The sequence below is a fragment of the Kitasatospora sp. NBC_00240 genome, assembly GCF_026342405.1.
Taxonomy (GTDB): Bacteria; Actinomycetota; Actinomycetes; order Streptomycetales; family Streptomycetaceae; genus Kitasatospora.
In genome coordinates, this window is sequence record NZ_JAPEMU010000001.1 from 8,387,512 (window position 1) to 8,403,695 (window position 16,184).

Genomic DNA, 16,184 nt, shown 5'->3' on the forward strand with positions numbered 1-16,184 from the left:
CCCGGCCGCCGCCCCTCGGAGGCTACCTCCCGTCCGGGTCCTGCAGGGACGGCCGTCGTCCGGTCGCGGTTCCTTGGCAGGTCAGCGGCCACCTCCCCCGATCGGGGGAGGGCAATCTCCCCGTTCTCCGGGATGCGCGGCCGAACGCGCGGTAGCGATCATCGTCATCGGACCGGCCCGGCGGGAGCGCCAGAACCCGGCACCCCGGGGCCCGGCCCCATCACGCACCGGTCCAGCGACAGGAGACGCTCCGTGAACTCGTCCGCCCAGCACCGCCCCCGCCCGCCGCGCCGCCGGACCACGGCCGTCGCCGTGGCCCTCGCACTGGCCAGCAGCGCCCTCACCGGCGCGCTCACCTCGCCGGCCGCCGCCACCCCGGCGACGCACACCCGGCCGGACGTCCTGCAGCAGCGCCTCGACGAACTCGTGGGCTCGGCCGGCGTACCCGGTGCGCTGGCCGCCGAACGGGACCGGTACGGACACACCCGGACCTACACCGCCGGAGTCGGTGACCTGGCCACCGGCTCGAAGATGCCCGACGACGGCCAGGTGCGCATCGGCAGCAACACCAAGGCCTTCACCGCGGTGGTCGTGCTGCAGCTGGTCGGCGAGCACCGGCTCGCCCTCGACGACACGATCGGCGAGCACCTGCACAGCCTCGCCTTCAGCGACGGGACCGACGCGGGTGCTGTCACAGTCGGCCAGCTCCTGCAGCAGACCAGCGGGCTGCCCAACTACTCGAAGTACCTCGGCGACGACGTCCGTACCTACCAGCCACTCGAACTCGTCGACCTGGCTCTCCAGCACAAGGAGGACTTCCGGCCCGGAAAGTGGGGGTACAGCAACACCAACTACGTGCTGGCCGGCCTGATCGTGGAGGAAGTCACCGGCCGTTCCATCGCCGCCGAGATCGACCAGCGGGTGATCAAGCGCCTCGGGCTGCGCCACACCTACTTCCCGGCACCCGGCGACGCGACCATCCGCGGGCCCCACCCGCACGGCTACATCCAGGAGTCGCCGGCCGCGCCGCTGACGCCGGGAGCGCCGCTGACCGACGTCACCGGGACCGACCCCTCCTGGGCGTGGGCAGCAGGCCAGCTGGTCTCCACCAACTCCGACCTCAACACCTTCTACACCGCCCTGTTGAAGGGCGGGCTGCTCAAGAAGGCCCAGCTGGACGCGATGCGCACCACCGTCCCCACCACCGGCGGCACCTTCCCGGCCGGAACCCGGTACGGACTGGGCCTGGTGAGCACCCCGCTCTCGTGCGGCGGTGTCCACTGGGGCCACGGCGGCAGCTTCCCGGGCTACGAGACCCGCGGCGGAGTCACCGAGGACGGCCGGGCCGTCGACATCGCGGTGACCGTCCAGCCGAACGACGGGGCGGCCATGCAGAAGGTCGAAGCCGCCGTGGACGCGGCCTTGTGCCGGTAGGCCCCCGCCCACAGCAACCCCGCGACTCGCTGGTGGTTCAGCAGTGCCACCCCACCCCGCCTTCTTGGGTCTCGGTGCCGTCGACTCGCAACCGGATCCCCGCGGCCCTCGGCACAGGCGAAGACGTCCACCAATCAACAAGCGGCGACCAGTGGACATCCCGACCGAGCACCGCCCAACACCACACTCCGGGCTGGTCAACGGTCGTCCAGCTGTACTGCCGTCGCGCCGGCTCTCCGCCACCGCCGCCCGCCCGCCGGGCGTCCTGGTCGTCCTGGTCCTCGTCCCGCGCGGCCGGCCTCCACCTCCATCCCCTGATCTTCGCAGGGAATCCCGGCCTTTAGGCCGGGCGGGAATGCGATCCTTGGCCCGGAGTCGCGAAGCGGCGGAGTTCTCTGCGGCTCCGGGTTGACGGTCAGGTGGGCCGCTTCTGGTTCTCGATGTAGTCCTTGACGATGCTGAGCGGCGCGCCGCCGCATGAACCGGCGAAGTACGAGGGCGCCCAGAACACCGACCCCATCCCGATGCGGTTGATGCGTCCGGTGTATTCAGCCCGCAGGTAGCGGGAGCTGACGCCCTTGAGGCTGTTGACCAGCTTCGACAGGGCGACCTTTGGCGGGTAGTGCACGAGCAGGTGCACATGATCGCCCTCGCCGTTGAACTCGCGCAGCTCCGCGCCGAAGCTCTCGCACACGTCCCGCATGATCTCCTCGCAGCGCGTCAGCATGGCGTCATCGAAGATCTCTCGGCGGTATTTGGTGACGAACACCAAGTGGGCGTGCAGGTTGTAGATGACGTGGTTTCCCCGGCGAATGTCGGGGTTTGGTTCCCAGCGTGGTGACATGGGCCAATTATAGTATGCTCTTCGAGCTGACCAAGGAAGGGGGTGGGCCGGATGATCCGTGCATACAAGTTCCTCATGCGGCCCACCGTGGGCCAGACACAGGCGCTGTCCGAGATGCTGCGGGATCACTGCTCGCTCTACAACGGTGCGTTGCAGGAACGCCGGGACGCCTACCGGCACGTGTCGAGGACGAGCATCAAGTACGGGATGCAGTCCGCGCAGCTCAAGGAGATCCGGGCGTTCGACCCTGAGCGCCAGGGCCGCTGGTCGTTCAGCTCGCAGCAGGCCACGCTTCGTCGTCTCGACAAGGCGTTCGCGGCGTTCTTCCGGCGGGCCAAGTCCGGTGACACGCCCGGCTATCCGCGCTTCCGGGGCGTGAACTGGTTCGACACGGTGGAGTTCCCGAAGGACGGGGACGGCTGCCGCTGGGATTCCACGCCGCACGACCCGGTGACCCGCGTGCGCTTGCAAGGTGTCGGGCACGTCAAGGTGCATCAGCACCGGGCCGTGGCCGGTAGGGTCAAGACAGTCAGCGTCAAGCGCGAGGGCCGGAAGTGGTTCGTTGTGCTGACCGCGGAGCAGGACCAGCCGGAGCCGCTTCCCGCGACCGGCTCCGCTGTCGGCATCGACCTCGGGATAGCGAACTTCCTCGCCGACTCGACCGGCGGGTTCGTCCCCAACCCCCGCCACGGTCGAACCGACGCGGCGAAGCTCGAAGCCGCACAGCAGGCCCTCGCCAAGTTCCCGCGCGTCCGCCGGGACAAGCGCACCAGCAACCACCAACGCGCTGTTGAGAAGGTCGCCAGGCTGCACGGCAAGGTCCGCCGCCAACGGCTCGACCACGCCCACAAGACCGCCGTCACCCTGGTCCGTGAGCACGACTTCATCGCGCACGAGAACCTGACGATCCGCAACATGGTCAAGACCGTCGCGCCAAAGCCCGACCCCGAGAGGGCAGGGGCATTCCTGCCCAACGGCGCGGCGGCCAAGACCGGACTCAACCGCGGCATTGCCGATGCCGGATGGGGGGTGTTCCTGACGATCCTGCACGCCAAGGCTGAGAGCGCCGGACGAGAAGTGATCGCCGTGAACCCCCGCAACACCTCCCGGACGTGCCCCCCGTGCGGGCACGTCGCGGCGGAGAACCGGCCCAACCAGGAGACTTTCCACTGCGTCGCCTGCGGGCACAAGGCCCACGCCGACACAGTGGGAGCCATCAACGTTCTACGGGCCGGGCTGGTCCGCCGCGAAGCCCAACCGGCTTAACGAGAAGCCCCGGCGTTTACGCCGGGGAGGAGTCACCAGGACTGCAACCAGGACGCATCTGGGATCGCGCCATGGCTGCCTCCGTCGGGTTCGGTGCGCCACGGTCAGCCGGCGAAGCCCGGGACCACCAGGCCCGACTCGTACGCGATCACCACCGCATGGGTCCGGTTCTGCGCGCCGAGCTTGGTCAGCACGCTTCCGACGTGGGTCTTGACCGTCTCCAGGCTCACCGTGAGGGACTCCGCGATCTCCGGATTGGAGAGGCCGGTGGCCATCAGGCGCAGCACCTCCTCCTCCCGGCCGGTCAGGGCGGCCCGCGGCAGGGCCTCGGCGGAGCCCAGCGGGCGGGCGGCGACCATGCGGCCCAGTGCGGCCGGAAAGAGGACGGCCTCGCCCGCCGCCACCACCCGGACCGCCTCGGCGATCCGGCGGACCGGCAGGCGCTTGAGGACGAAGCCGCTGGCGCCCGCGCTGAGCGCGGCGGTGACGTACCCGTCGTTCTCGAAAGTGGTGATCACCACGACCTTCGGCGGGTCGGCCGCTTCGGCCAGCAGCTGCCGCGTGGCCTCGATCCCGTTGCGACGCGGCATCCTGACGTCCATCAGGACCACGTCCGGCTGCAGGCTCAGCGCCCGTTCGACCGCCTCGACGCCGTCGGCGGCCTCGCCGACCACCGCGATCCCCGGCTGTGCGGCGAGCAGCAGGCGCAGGCCGCTGCGGGTCACCTCGTCGTCGTCCGCGATCAGGAGGGTGACGGTGGGACTGGTGACGGTGGGACTGGTGACGGCGGGGCTGCTCGTGACGGCGGGCAGGGCCGTGCCTTCGCCCGCGTCGGATCCACTCACGCCGACACCCGTACCGGCAGCCGGACGGCCAGCCGCCACTGCTGCGTCCCGTCGGGGCCGGCCAGGAACTCACCGTGCAGCAGCCGGACGCGCTCGGCCAGCCCGGGCAGACCGTGACCCGAGGTCGGGAAGGCCCCCGGGCCCGGGGCCGACCGCGCCCCGATCCGGTTGACCACCGTGAGATCCAGCCCGTCCGGCCCGGCCGCCACCCGGACCTCGATCGGACCGCCCGCCCCGTGGCGCAGCGCGTTCGTCAGCCCCTCCTGGAGGATCCGGTACGCCGCCCGGGAGAGCGTCCCCTGCACCTGCGCCAGCTCGCCCGACAGCTCCGGTTCCACCACCGCCCCCGCGTGCCGCAGCCGGTCCAGCAGCTCGGGGAGATCGGTCAGGGCCCGGGTCGGCGCCGTCCCCGACTGCTCCTCGCGCAGCACTCCGAGCACGTAGTCCAGGTCCTCCAGCGCGGCCCGCGTCGACTCCTCGATGCTGCGCATGGCGGCCCGCGCCGCCGCCGGGTCGGCGGAGAGCACCTCGCCCGCCACTGCCGCCTGGATGGTGGCCGCCGTCAGCGTGTGCCCGATCGAGTCGTGCAACTCATGGGCAATCCTGTTGCGTTCGGCCAGCAGCAGTTCCCGCTCGGCAGCCAGCGCGAGCCGTTCTGCCGCCGACGGCCCCAACAGCCGCGGCGCCGACCACCGCAGGGCCTTCGTCATCAGCACGCAGACGGCCACCGCCAGCAGGACGCAGCCGGCCGCCACCACCCAGCTCCACCCGCCCGACACCCGGACCGACGTGCCGAACAGACTCGCCCGTGCCTCGCCGCCGAGCCAATTGCCCGGCAGGGAGAGGCCCATGATGAACAGCACCCCGCTCGCCAGTGCCCCCGTCCACCCGACGGCCACGTGCAGTACCAGCCAGAGCGGGGTCCGCCAGCGGTCGAGGCCGGGTGAACCGGAGGCCCGGCGACCGGCCACCGGATTCGGCAGCGGCACCCGCAGCAGCCGGCGGGCGGACACGACCAGCGCCCGCCGTACGGGGCGCGCCAGTCCGACCACGCCGACCAGCACCGCCCAGACCAGCAGAACCAGGACGATCTGCACGCCCTCGGGAGCGGATCGCCACGACAGCGCCGGCAGCAGGGCGAAAGGCAGCAGTGGAAGGCTTGCCAGCGCGCCGCAGTAGGCGAACAGCACACCCGAATACGTGGAGCCGCGCAGTAGCGGCCGAATTCCCCTGATCATGGTCGCCAGTATCGCCGGGCAGCCCACCGGCAGCCTCCCCCGATCGGGGGAGCGATTTCTCCCGCCTTCCCGCGATGCGGTCACAGTGCCCTGGAAACCAGGATCGTGCCCCGACCGAACGATGCCCCAGGAGTTGACTCATGCGTGCTCAGACCCGGCAGTGCTTTCGTTCCTCGACCCGCCGGCAGGGCGGTGGACGGCGACGGGCCGTGCCGATCGCGGCCGCGGTGGCCATCGGCGTCATGACGCTGGGCGCCCTCGCCCCGCCCGCCACCTCCGCCTTCGATCCCGCCGCCGCCGCCAGGCCGGACGCTGTCCAACAGGCCCTGAACACGCTGGTGCGCGACGACGGGATGCCCGCCGCCCTGGCGAGCTTCCAGGACCGCGACGGCCGCACCCGCACCTACACCGCAGGAGTCGGCGACCTGACCACCGGCTCGAAGGTGCCCGGGGACGGCCAGGTACGGATCGGCAGCAACACCAAGGCGTTCACGGCGGTCGTGGTCCTGCAACTGGCCGGCGAAGGGAAGATCGGCCTCGACGCCACCGTCGACACCTACCTGCCCGGCCTCGTCCGCGGAGAGGGGATCGACGGGCGCCGCATCACCGTCCGTCAGCTCCTCCAGCACACCAGCGGACTCCCCGAATACGGCATCCACGTCGACGACGACGAGATCAGGAACCGGTACTTCGAGCCCCGCGAGCTGCTCGACATCGCCCTCCGCCACAAGGCCGACGCGGCTCCGGGCACGACGTGGGGGTACAGCAACACCAACTACGTCCTCGCCGGCCTGATCGTCCAGAAGGTCACCGGCCGCCCCCTTGCCGAGGAGATGGACCGGCGCATCATCAAGCGCATCGGGCTGCGCCACACCTACTTCCCCGCCCCCGGCGAGATGACCGTCCGAGAGCCGCACCCCCAGGGCTACCACCGCAACCCGGCGGACGGACCGCTGCGCGACTTCACGGAGATGGACCCCTCCGCAGGCTGGGCGGCAGGCCAGTTGATCTCCACCAACTCCGACCTCAACCGCTTCTTCACCGCGCTCCTCGCCGGTCGCCTCCTCCCGGCGGACCAGCTCGCCGAGATGCGCACGACCGTCCCCGCCGGGACCTCAGGCCTCCGCTACGGGCTGGGGCTCACGAGCAGGCCGCTGTCGTGCGGCGGCGTCCACTGGGGCCACGGCGGCGACATCGCGGGCTACGAGACCCGGGGCGGTGCCACCGACGACGGCCGCGCCGCCAACGTCGCGGTCACCAGCATCCCGAGGGACGAGGCGGCCGCACAGCACGTGAAGGACGCCGTGGACAGGGCCCTGTGCGGCTGAAACACGTACCGGGCAGGGCCACGCCGAGCCCAGCTGGGTCCTGGGCACCGGCCGCAGGCTGCGGTGCCTGACCACCGCCGGCCGACGCGAAACCTCCGTCCTCCGTCCGTCCGGGACAGCGGAAGGCGCCGGTCACGGTTGTGACCGGCGCCTTCCGCGGGGCGCGGTTCTGCCTTCCACGGCTCGCCCAGCCCCGCTGTGCTGCCGCCGCTGTCCTGGCCCGCGCCGCTCTTCGCCCATCCCTGGCCCGCGCTGCGCCGACCCGTCGGTCCCCGCGCCGCGTTCCGGCGGCCGGGGGCCAGGCCTGCGCCGTCCCGGTGTCGCCGCCGTCGGGTGGCCGGGCCGGTCGTCGTCCGGGCTGTCGTCCGTTCTGCTGCCGGTTCGGCCCGGGCACCCGGCCCGGCCGCCCGTCCAGGCCGTGTGCCTGTGTTGTCCGGCTGTCCGGCCTCGCCCCCGCGTCCGGACCGGGCCGGACCGTCGGTGGTGGCTGCCGAGGAGGGTGAGGAGCAGATCGTCGTCGTGTTGATCGGGATCCGGCCCTTGGAAGCTCGTATACTGACCAATTGTCAGTCTTGCCCACCCTTGGGCACCGGCGGGCCGGATCCCGCGAGCGCTGTCCGGGCAGGCCAACGCCCGAGCAGCGGAGCAAAGTGCGCGGGATGGGCGTGAGAGCGTGACGGTGGCCGAGCCCTTCGAAGCCAGGAGGCACCGATGAACGACCGGATCGAGATCCCCAAGACGCAGTTCGTCACGCTGTTGGACTCCGTCATGCAGTGGGCGGCCTGCAGCTCCTTCCTCCCCGGCGAGGTCCCGCCGCCGGAGTGGATCGAGCCGGATCCGGAGTCCTGCCAGCACTGGTTGGAGGCCGTCACGGTGATGCGGGCAGCGGACACCGCGATCGAGCGTGTGTACGTCCAGCAGCGGATCGCCGACGCCTCCGGCGACGGGGCCGCCCGGTCCGCACGGGAGGCCCACCGCGCCGAGATCGCGCGGGTCGTCGACGACTTCTGCGGAACGCCGCCCAGGCTTCCGGCGCCCTGGCCGCCGTCGCGCGTGCCGCTCAAGAACGAGGGGCTGCGGGCAACGACCCTGTTGGCACTGGCCGGCCGGTTCCACGCCGCGGCCGGGCGGATGGAGGACCACGCGCTGGCACCCGAGCTCGGGATCGGCGCCGACCGGCTGTTCGAGGTGGGCCTCGGCCGGCTGGCGTGAGACTCCGGCGCCGGACCGCGGTGTCGGCCCCGTAGCGGCGCAGATTCTGCAGACGGCGCAGCTGCGGGCGTGCACCCCCGCAGCTGCGCCGTCGCCCTGCGCCGTCGCTTCGGCCTGCGCCCTCCGGCCCGCGCCCTCCGGCCTGCGGCCCCGGCCGGTCCGGCCGCCCGGCGCCGTCGGCCCCGTCGGCCATTCCGGCCTGGCCCCGGTCCCGCCGGCCGCCGTGCCCGTCCCCGGCGCTGCCGGCGGTCCGATGGTGGGGTTTTCCCGTTGGAGCGGGGGGCTCCGTGAGCCGGACGGGAGATGCTTCGGTTTCGGGACGGGCGGGGTGGCCGATCGCCTTCAACTGCTCGTGGATCGCGGACAGTTGCTGGCGGTGGCCGGCCGGGCCGCCGTTCGTCCAGCGGATTTGGTCCGTTGCCCACGCGGCCCATTCGCGGCGCATCGCGTTGAAGCGGAGGCCGTACTCGAGGGCGATCTTGCCGTTCACCGACAACGGGTCGTCGCCCCAGTCGATGGAGTCGGCCAGTCGACGCAAGGCCTCGTGCTCCCGCTCCGACAGCTCCACGAGCTCGGTGAGGTAGCTCCGCGCCTGTTCGGGCGTGAGCACGTTGAGGAAGAAGACCCGCAGCACCGTGTCGTTACGGGTGTTGCGTTGGGGCTTGGTCTCCGTCAGCCAGTGGCGCAGTTCTGCCAGGCCTTCGTCGGTGAGGGTGTACTCCTTGCGGCCGCGCGGGCCCTGGGCCGAGACGCTGATCAGCCCGTTATCGGCGAGCTTGGACAGTTCTGTGTACATCTGGCTCTGCGTGGCAGGCCAGAAGTTGGCCAAAGAGGTCTCGAAGCGCTTCAGCAGGTCGTAGCCGCTGGCGGGGCGCTCCGATAGGAGTCCGAGGAGGGCGTGGCGAAGGCTCATGCCGCCACCTTACCTTCCACTCTTGACATGTCGATGCTGGAGATTCTAGATTCGACATGTCAGAAACGGAACGTCAGCAATCCCGGGGGTCTTCGATGTCGTACGTATGCACCTTCCCTCCATGGAACGTCTTCGCGGTGGCCCCGTCCGCCCAGTGGCAGCGCGGATGCTCGCCGGTCTGCCGACGGCGGTTGTGGTGATCACCCGGCAGTGGCGGACGGGAGTCGGCTTCGACGCGCCGGTCATGGCAACCGGCTCGGCCGTCTTCCTTGCGGCCTCGGCGGTCATCGCCTTCGCAGGGCCCCGTTGCCTCTCGGTGCCCATGCCATCGGCCGGAACCCTGCCCGTCGGTTCAGGAAGACCGGCCGGGGCGGCGGGCCGAGGCCCGCCATGCGGCTTCACGGGCGTACTGCCCGCAGGCACACCGGCCGGGCTCGGCATCCCCCACCTGTCTGGTCGAAGGTGAGGGCGCCTGACCGCCCCTCATTTTCAGGGCGCGCGGGCCGCGCGCTGGAACATCGGCGCATCGCACGGTCTCGCACAGCACAGCACAGCACGGCACGGCACGGCACGGCACAGCACGGCACAGCATCGCCTCGTAGCGAAGCTGAACCCCGGCCCCGGCCCCGGCCCCGGCTGCCGGGCCTCCGCTCAGGCGCAAGGCCCACCACTGACTTCCGACACGCCGTCAAGCTGGACGCGCGCCCGCCGGGGGCCCTGAAGCGGGAGCCGCGAGCCGAACCGAACCTCGGCCCGATGTCGCTCCACGAAGGCAGGCGTCCGCTTCGCCGCCCTCTCCGATCTCCATGAGCCGGCGCCGCCCAGATCGTTGCGCCGGTGCGACAGCGATCCCCGCTTGTCCTCTTCGCAGCTCAGCCTCTGGTTCTCCGAACCCGGAGAACCCCTGTACTTCCATCCCGCCAGGAGAATGTCATGAACATGATCATCCGTATTGCCTTGTCCGCCGCAGTCGTCGGCGCGGTCACCGCCACGACGCTGGGGCAGGCCGTCGCCAACACCCCGGCGCCGTCCACCGCAGCCCCGTCCACTGCGGCGAACCCGGGCTTCCTGACCCACTTCACCCCGACCGTGCCCAACCCGACGACCGCCTCGGCGGCGCAGCTTGCCGCAGCTCCCCGGGCGGCCGACGCCTTCGCCGCACTGACCGCGGACTCCTCGGCAGGGGGCAGCATCAGCAGGGCGGAGGTCATCGCCCGGGCCCAGTCATGGGTCGACGCAGGCGTGCCGTACAGCATGACCAGCTACCGCACCGACGCCAACGGCAAGTACCGCACCGACTGCTCCGGCTTCGTCTCGATGGCCTGGCATCTGGACTCCTCGAGCGGGAACAACTGGGGCGAGACCACCGGCACTCTGCTGAACTACACATCCTCCATAGCCAAGGAGTCCCTCAAGCCGGGTGACGTCCTCCTCAACCCCGACTCGGGCGCCAGCGGCCACGTGGTCATCTTCAACGGATGGACCAGCTCCGACCACTCCACGTACGACGCGCTGGAGGAGTCCGGCAGCAGCGGCGCCGTCCACCACAGCATCCCCTACCCCTACTACAGCGGCCACGGCACCTTCAGCCCCCGCCGCTACGACAACATCCAGGACACAAACACCCGTGCGGACGTCACTGGTGACGGCAAGGCCGATCTGATGGTGCTGAGCACGGACGGGACGATCGGGCTCCGTCCGGGGTCGGGGACGAGCTTCGGTGCCAGCACGACGGTCAGCGCGGGTTGGCAGAACTACCTCGGCGGCGCCGGCCAGGGCCGCCTGTACTACGCCGACATCAACGGCGACGGCACCAAGGATCTGCTGGTCCAGGGCGCCGACGGCACCATCGGCGTCCGCTTCAACAACGGCTCCGGGACCAGTTTCGGTGCCAACGTTCCGCTCTCCTCCGGTTGGCAGAACTACCTCGGCCAGCCGGGCCAGGGGCGGTTGACGTTCCCGGACATCAATGGTGACGGCAAGGCGGACCTCGTCATCCAGGGGACCGACGGCACCGTCGCCACCCACCTCGGGTCCGGGACCAGTTTCGGTGCCAACCTGCCCCTCTCCTCCGGTTGGCAGAACTACCTCAGCCAGCCGGGCCAGGGGCGGTTGACGTTCCCGGACATCAATGGTGACGGCAAGGCGGACCTCGTCATCCAGGGGACCGACGGCACCGTCGCCACCCACCTCGGGTCCGGGACCAGTTTCGGTGCCAACCTGCCCCTCTCCTCCGGTTGGCAGAACTACCTCAGCCAGCCCGGCCAGGGGCGGTTGACGTTCCCGGACATCAATGGTGACGGCAAGGCGGACCTCGTCATCCAGGGGACCGACGGCACCGTCGCCACCCACCTCGGGTCCGGGACCAGTTTCGGTGCCAACCTCCCGCTCTCCTCCGGTTGGCAGAACTACCTCAGCCAGCCCGGCCAGGGCACCCTCTCCTTCGAGTAGCGCGACGGAGCAACTACCCGGACGGCAATGCGGCGGTGCCCCGATCACCCTTAGTGATCGGGGCACCGCCACGTTCTGGGGGGAGGAGGTCGGCGGTCCGGGCTCGGCGGGCGACTGCTCAAGAACCGAACCGTCCGTCTCCAGCATGGTCGCCAAGGGGTTGTGTCCGAGGGGGAACAACGTCCCGTCAGGGGAAACAAGCCGGTGCCGGCCCGGGGAGCGGGCCGCCGAACACCAGCGGCTCCGGACCGACCACCGGGCCGGCCTCGCCCGGCGGCCCATGCCGTCGGCGGAGCCGACCACCGGGACGCTTCCGCGTCGAGCCGGCGGCCGATGTCCGAATGCTGCCGGCGGCGGGTGATCGGGCCGAAACTGGCGGCGTGCCCACCTGATTTCGTGGGTCGCCCCCCTCGTGAGCAGGTCGTTCGCTGCAGGTGTGCCGAAGCACGGCAGTTGTCACCGGAGACACCTGGCGAGCTGGGTGAATCTGCGCGGCGAGGCGCGGTGGCCGCCACCGTCTCGGCGCGATAGGTGTCACTGGCGGTCGGTGCTCATCCTTTCTGGCGTCGTACGCGCGCGGCACCACCCACGAGCCCGCCCGCGGTCAGCCAACCAGGCTGCCGGGTGCTTCGGTTGGGTCGTGCCTCAGCGGAAGGCGGTGATGTTGCGGGCGACCCATCCGTTGAAGGAGCGCGGTGCGCGGCCGAGGACTCGTTCCACGTCCGGGCTGATCCGCAGCTCGGCCGGGTTCGGGGCGGAGATGATGTCGAGGGTGTCGTCGGCGAGTTCCTTCGGCACGAACCGGATCATCGTGGCCCTGGCCTCGTCGCGGGTGAGCTCGTGGAACCGTACGGGCGAGCCGAGCGCGGCGGCGATCGCCTCCGCCTGCTGACGCGGCGTGATCACCTCCGGCCCGGTCAGCTCGTACACCTCGCCGATGTGCCGGTCGTCCAGCAGGCAGGCCGCCGCGACCTCGGCGATGTCCGCCGGGTCGACGACCGGCACCCCCACATCGCCGAACGGCGAGGCGACCGTTCCTTGCGTGCGGACGGACTCCGCCCAGGCCAAGGCGTTGGAGGCGAAACCGCCCGGTCGCAGGACGACCTGATCCAGGCCGGACCGCCGCAACGCGTCCTCCACCGTGCGCATCGCGACCCGCGACGGGCCGAGCGGCCTGGTCGCCACACCCTGCGAAGACAGCAGGACGACCCGGCGGACCCCGCTGGCCGCGGCCAGGCCGATGATGTCGGCCGGCCTGGCTTCGGGGGCGTGCAGGTCGCCGGACAGCAGGAGGAACAGCGCCTTCGCCCCGTCCAACGCGGGTGCGAGGCTTGCCGGCTCGGCCAGGTCGGCCGCCACATGCCGGACTCCGTCCGGCAGCGCCACCGCATGTCGCGACACCGCCGTCACCTGCTCGCCCGCCTCGGCCAGGGCCTGCGTCAAAGGTCGGCCCACATTCCCGGTGGCCCCGGTCACTACGATCATGTTCAGCTCCTGGTCCGTTGTGCGCTAAGGCAATTGACGCTAGGAGCAGGGCTTACTTTTCGTAAGAACATACCCAGAGGTAAGCTCCGGACATGAGGGAAGGTGCGCAGCTGAGGCAGGCTGAGGCGAGCCGTCGGTATGAGGTGTTTCACACCGACTGCCCCGCTCGTGACGTGGTCGACCACCTGACCAGCAGGTGGGGTATCTGGGTACTGATTTCCTTGCGGAGCAACGACCTTCGGTTCTACGAGCTGCGCGACAGCATCCAAGGCGTCAGCGAGAAGATGCTCGCTCAGACCCTGCGCGCGTTGGTCAAGGACGGCTTGGTCCGGCGGGAGGTGGAGCCGACGACGCCGCCCCAGGTCACCTATGGACTGACCGAGTTCGGTCAGGACGTCGGCGAGCCACTGACGGACTTGTTCAACCGGATCACACAGCGGCTACCGCCGCGCAGCCCGGCATAGTGCGGTCGTGGGCGGCCCCGCCGTCGAGCAGCCCGCGGCCGCCCCCGCCGTTGCGCACGCTGCGCGAACTCTCCCGCAGATCGGTCCCGTTCGGGCCGGCGGGCAGGGCAGGCGCCGTGCAGCGGCACAGGTACAACCTGAGTGCCAGCCACTGCTCCTCCGGCTCCCCGGTCACACCCGGCGCGACGGACCCGCTCAGCAGCATCCGGACCACGTCGCCGTCGGCATCGGGCCCCAGGCCGCCGGTGTCGCCCCGGTGCAGGTATCGGACGGCCCGGCGGGCCACGGCCGCCTTCGCAGTGCCGGTGCACACCGAACGGCTCCTCCGTCGCTGGAGCGGGGAGGCCCGGGCGGGCCTACCCCGTCGTGAACGTCCACAAGGGGTGACCTCCCATCCCAAAATGCTTTTCAGCAGGCTGACATGACGATCAGTTACTTACTGGATACCTGAATTTCGAAGGCCGACGACGGTGGGGTGCCACCCGTCCCGATCCCTCCGGGCCGGCCGTACCACTCGCTGATCTTCGCGGCCCAGGTCGCGGCCGGGGCCCCGGCGGAGGTCGAGCTGTCACTTCCGACGCCGCCGGCGCCCGGCGGCCTGACGAGAGCGACGCGTGGGAGGAGCGCGGCCGGCCGGTCGGGCCCACCTGGCCACAGCTGCTCCCGGAACCGGAGGCCGGGCTGTCGGTGGCCGACCTCGACGACCGACCACCCGACGAGGACCCGGGCCTGCCGGAGCTGATCGTCGGCCCCCGGCGACGCCTTCGTCGACGCGGCCCGGTCCGGCGGGAAGGAGCGGGTTGAAGGCCTGGCCCTCACCTGCCCCGACTGCGGTGTCGGCCGCCCTCGCTGCTGCTCCCCGGCGCGATCCTCCCCGGCCCCATCCTCGCCGACGCGACCGGGATGCGCCGTCACACCGTCCTGCGCCGGGTCGCCCACGCCCGACGTGACCGGGCCGAGTACCTCGCGGCACGTGCGGAGGAACAAGGCCGGGGGTGTCCACGCGTAGGGGCTGATCAGGCCCGGAAGGCGAGAGATCGTCAAGACCCGTGGACGGATGGGGATCGGCGGCTTGACAGGCGGGCAATCGTCCGGCGAAGTTGGTCACTTTGACGGGCCGGGGGGAACTGGTGGTCGGTGGGCGGGGCTGGGTCGCCGCTGTGGCAGTGGTGGCGGTGCTCGGGCTGGGGTCGTCGGGGTGCTCCGGGGCTTCGAGCCCCACGGTTGGCACTGGTGCCGCGGTCGAGGTTGATGCCGCGAGCTCGCTGGCGGATCAGCCGGTGCACCTGCGCGTCACCGGGCTGGCGGCGGACGACGAGGTCACCGTCGCCTCCGCGGCAACCGACTACGCGGGGAAGGAGTGGCAGGGGCACGCCCTGTTCCGCGCGGACGCCGATGGTGCTGTCGCCCTCGACTCGGCCGTCCCGCTCTCCGGTACCTACCGGGGGGCCGACGGGATGGGCCTCTTCTGGTCGATGGACCCGCCCACGGGCAATCCCGACCAGAGCGCATTCGTGCCGATCTACCCCGAGCTGAAGCACTCCTACGATGTACGGATCACCGTCACGGCGCACGGGCGCCGACTCGCCACACGCACCCTCTCGCGCCAATTCGTCGCCGACGGGGTCAGCACCAGGACACTCACCCTCGCCATGGACCAGGTCATCGGCGAGCTGTTCCTCCCTCCGGCGGGTGCCCCGGGGCACCCGGCGGTCCTGGTGTTCGGCGGATCCGAGGGCGGGAACAGCCAGAAGTACACGGCGGCGCTCCTGGCCTCACACGGCTACCCCGCCCTCGCCCTGGGCTACTTCGCGCTCCCGGGGCTGCCCGCGACCTTGCACGACATCCCCCTGGAGTACTTCGCCACCGCAGCCCGCCTGCTGGCAGCCCAGCCGGGCACCGACCCCGCGCACGTGGTCGCCATGGGCTACTCGCGCGGCAGCGAGGCTGCCCTGCTCCTCGGCGAGAACTACCCGGCCCTGATTCACGGAGCGGTCGTCTACTCACCCTCTGCGCAGGTCAACCCCGGTCTTCCCGGTGGAGGCAACGCGTGGACCAAGGACAGCCGACCCATCGCGCAGGAGACGATTCCGCTCGGCCAGGTCAGCGGCCCCGTCCTTGCCCTTGCCGGTGCCGACGACCTGCTGTGGCCCTCCCCGATGTGGACGCGGCAGATCAACCAGGAACTCGCCGCCGCGAACGACAGCCGCCCGCACGAGGAACTGATCTACCCGAACGCCGGGCACGGCGTGGGCACCTTCCCCTACCTCCCGGCCGGCACCCGGACCGTCAATCCGACCAGCGGTCGGCTGGACGACCTGGGTGGCACCCGCGCGGGCAACGCGGCCGCGCAGTCGGCTGGTTGGCCCAAGGTGCTGGCACTCCTCGCCGAGCCCACGTCCTGACGCCCGTCCCGCTGTGAAAGCCAGGTCAGGCGCGGGTGGGTGCTCAGTCTCCCTGGCCCGGCGGTCCGGCCGACGGCCTCACACGCTGCCGGCTCTGTGCCAGGACGGCCTCCCGCGCGTCCTTCCCGTCCGTCAACCGACGGCTCTGCTCTGCGCGCACCGCGCGCCGCCGTCCGCTCGGTGACCTGGTGTCCGACGTCATCGCCGTCGAGCAGCGCCGTCGAGCAGCGCCGTCGGGTTCGCCGTCCTTGCCTGCCGGCAGTGGCGGCACGCCGGGGTGCGCCTGCACATGACGGGAG

12 protein-coding genes and 1 pseudogene are annotated in these 16,184 nt (G+C 71.2%); 7 read left to right on the forward strand and 6 right to left on the reverse strand.

Translation table 11 applies throughout. From position 1 onward, the window contains the following. The first annotated feature begins 252 nt into the window (after window positions 1–252). Window positions 253–1,434 carry a serine hydrolase domain-containing protein gene (locus OG689_RS35715; RefSeq protein ID WP_266325330.1) on the forward strand — a complete coding sequence of 394 codons (1,182 nt, stop codon included), beginning with the start codon at window positions 253–255 and terminating at the stop codon, window positions 1,432–1,434. A gap of 415 nt (window positions 1,435–1,849) precedes the next feature. Here OG689_RS35715 and tnpA read toward each other — a convergent pair whose 3' ends face one another. Continuing rightward, a complete protein-coding gene (tnpA, locus tag OG689_RS35720) occupies window positions 1,850–2,278 on the reverse strand; it encodes an IS200/IS605 family transposase (RefSeq protein ID WP_266320553.1) in 429 nt (142 codons plus the stop codon). Between the two features lie 51 nt (window positions 2,279–2,329). Here tnpA and OG689_RS35725 point away from each other — a divergent pair, with 51 nt between their 5' ends. Next, window positions 2,330–3,544 carry a transposase gene (locus OG689_RS35725; RefSeq protein WP_266325332.1) on the forward strand — a complete coding sequence of 405 codons (1,215 nt, stop codon included), beginning with the start codon at window positions 2,330–2,332 and terminating at the stop codon, window positions 3,542–3,544. Between the two features lie 104 nt (window positions 3,545–3,648). On the opposite strand, the gene OG689_RS35730 is transcribed toward OG689_RS35725, so the two are convergent. Together OG689_RS35730 and OG689_RS35735 are read right to left on the reverse strand one after the other, a co-directional pair. After that, window positions 3,649–4,356: a response regulator transcription factor gene (locus OG689_RS35730; protein ID WP_266327673.1), complete on the reverse strand. Its 708-nt coding sequence runs from the start codon at window positions 4,354–4,356 to the stop codon at window positions 3,649–3,651. 29 nt (window positions 4,357–4,385) lie between these two features. Next, window positions 4,386–5,627 (reverse strand): histidine kinase, encoded by a 1,242-nt coding sequence (locus tag OG689_RS35735; RefSeq protein ID WP_266325334.1) that lies wholly within the window; start codon window positions 5,625–5,627, stop codon window positions 4,386–4,388. A 140-nt stretch (window positions 5,628–5,767) separates the two neighbouring features. Here OG689_RS35735 and OG689_RS35740 point away from each other — a divergent pair, with 140 nt between their 5' ends. Then, window positions 5,768–6,955, forward strand: coding sequence for a serine hydrolase domain-containing protein (locus tag OG689_RS35740; RefSeq protein ID WP_266325336.1), 1,188 nt, complete (start codon window positions 5,768–5,770; stop codon window positions 6,953–6,955). Between the two features lie 711 nt (window positions 6,956–7,666). Beyond that, window positions 7,667–8,167 (forward strand): hypothetical protein, encoded by a 501-nt coding sequence (locus tag OG689_RS35745; RefSeq protein WP_266325338.1) that lies wholly within the window; start codon window positions 7,667–7,669, stop codon window positions 8,165–8,167. A gap of 418 nt (window positions 8,168–8,585) precedes the next feature. On the opposite strand, the pseudogene OG689_RS35750 reads toward OG689_RS35745, so the two are convergent. Beyond that, window positions 8,586–9,080 (reverse strand): annotated as a pseudogene (locus tag OG689_RS35750) (PadR family transcriptional regulator); the annotation flags it as partial. A 933-nt stretch (window positions 9,081–10,013) separates the two neighbouring features. Between OG689_RS35750 and OG689_RS35755 the strand changes: the two are divergent. Then, window positions 10,014–11,531, forward strand: coding sequence for an FG-GAP-like repeat-containing protein (locus OG689_RS35755; RefSeq protein ID WP_266325340.1), 1,518 nt, complete (start codon window positions 10,014–10,016; stop codon window positions 11,529–11,531). Window positions 11,532–12,176: 645 nt separating this feature from the next. Here OG689_RS35755 and OG689_RS35760 read toward each other — a convergent pair. Then, the gene (locus OG689_RS35760) at window positions 12,177–13,016 is read right to left on the reverse strand and encodes an NAD(P)H-binding protein (RefSeq protein ID WP_266325342.1); all 840 of its coding nucleotides are present in this window, start codon (window positions 13,014–13,016) and stop codon (window positions 12,177–12,179) included. Between the two features lie 92 nt (window positions 13,017–13,108). On the opposite strand from OG689_RS35760, the gene OG689_RS35765 reads away from it, so the two are divergent. Then, complete coding sequence (locus tag OG689_RS35765; RefSeq protein WP_266325344.1) at window positions 13,109–13,480, forward strand: helix-turn-helix domain-containing protein; 372 nt, start codon at window positions 13,109–13,111, stop codon at window positions 13,478–13,480. Here the strand turns inward: OG689_RS35765 and OG689_RS35770 are convergent. Continuing rightward, the gene (locus OG689_RS35770; protein WP_266325346.1) at window positions 13,446–13,793 is read right to left on the reverse strand and encodes a hypothetical protein; all 348 of its coding nucleotides are present in this window, start codon (window positions 13,791–13,793) and stop codon (window positions 13,446–13,448) included. The genes OG689_RS35765 and OG689_RS35770 overlap by 35 nt on opposite strands. A gap of 967 nt (window positions 13,794–14,760) precedes the next feature. On the opposite strand from OG689_RS35770, the gene OG689_RS35775 reads away from it, so the two are divergent. After that, complete coding sequence (locus tag OG689_RS35775; protein ID WP_266325348.1) at window positions 14,761–15,885, forward strand: acyl-CoA thioesterase/BAAT N-terminal domain-containing protein; 1,125 nt, start codon at window positions 14,761–14,763, stop codon at window positions 15,883–15,885. The last annotated feature ends 299 nt before the right edge of the window (window positions 15,886–16,184 follow it).

Bases quoted from the DNA above. Each gene is read 5' to 3' on its own strand.
- tnpA (WP_266320553.1), bottom strand. From the start codon at position 2,278: ATGTCACCACGCTGGGAACCAAACCCCGACATTCGCCGGGGAAACCAC.
- OG689_RS35725 (WP_266325332.1), top strand. From the start codon at position 2,330: ATGATCCGTGCATACAAGTTCCTCATGCGGCCCACCGTGGGCCAGACA.
- OG689_RS35735 (WP_266325334.1), bottom strand. From the start codon at position 5,627: ATGATCAGGGGAATTCGGCCGCTACTGCGCGGCTCCACGTATTCGGGT.
- OG689_RS35740 (WP_266325336.1), top strand. From the start codon at position 5,768: ATGCGTGCTCAGACCCGGCAGTGCTTTCGTTCCTCGACCCGCCGGCAG.
- OG689_RS35745 (WP_266325338.1), top strand. From the start codon at position 7,667: ATGAACGACCGGATCGAGATCCCCAAGACGCAGTTCGTCACGCTGTTG.
- OG689_RS35755 (WP_266325340.1), top strand. From the start codon at position 10,014: ATGAACATGATCATCCGTATTGCCTTGTCCGCCGCAGTCGTCGGCGCG.
- OG689_RS35760 (WP_266325342.1), bottom strand. From the start codon at position 13,016: ATGATCGTAGTGACCGGGGCCACCGGGAATGTGGGCCGACCTTTGACG.
- OG689_RS35765 (WP_266325344.1), top strand. From the start codon at position 13,109: ATGAGGGAAGGTGCGCAGCTGAGGCAGGCTGAGGCGAGCCGTCGGTAT.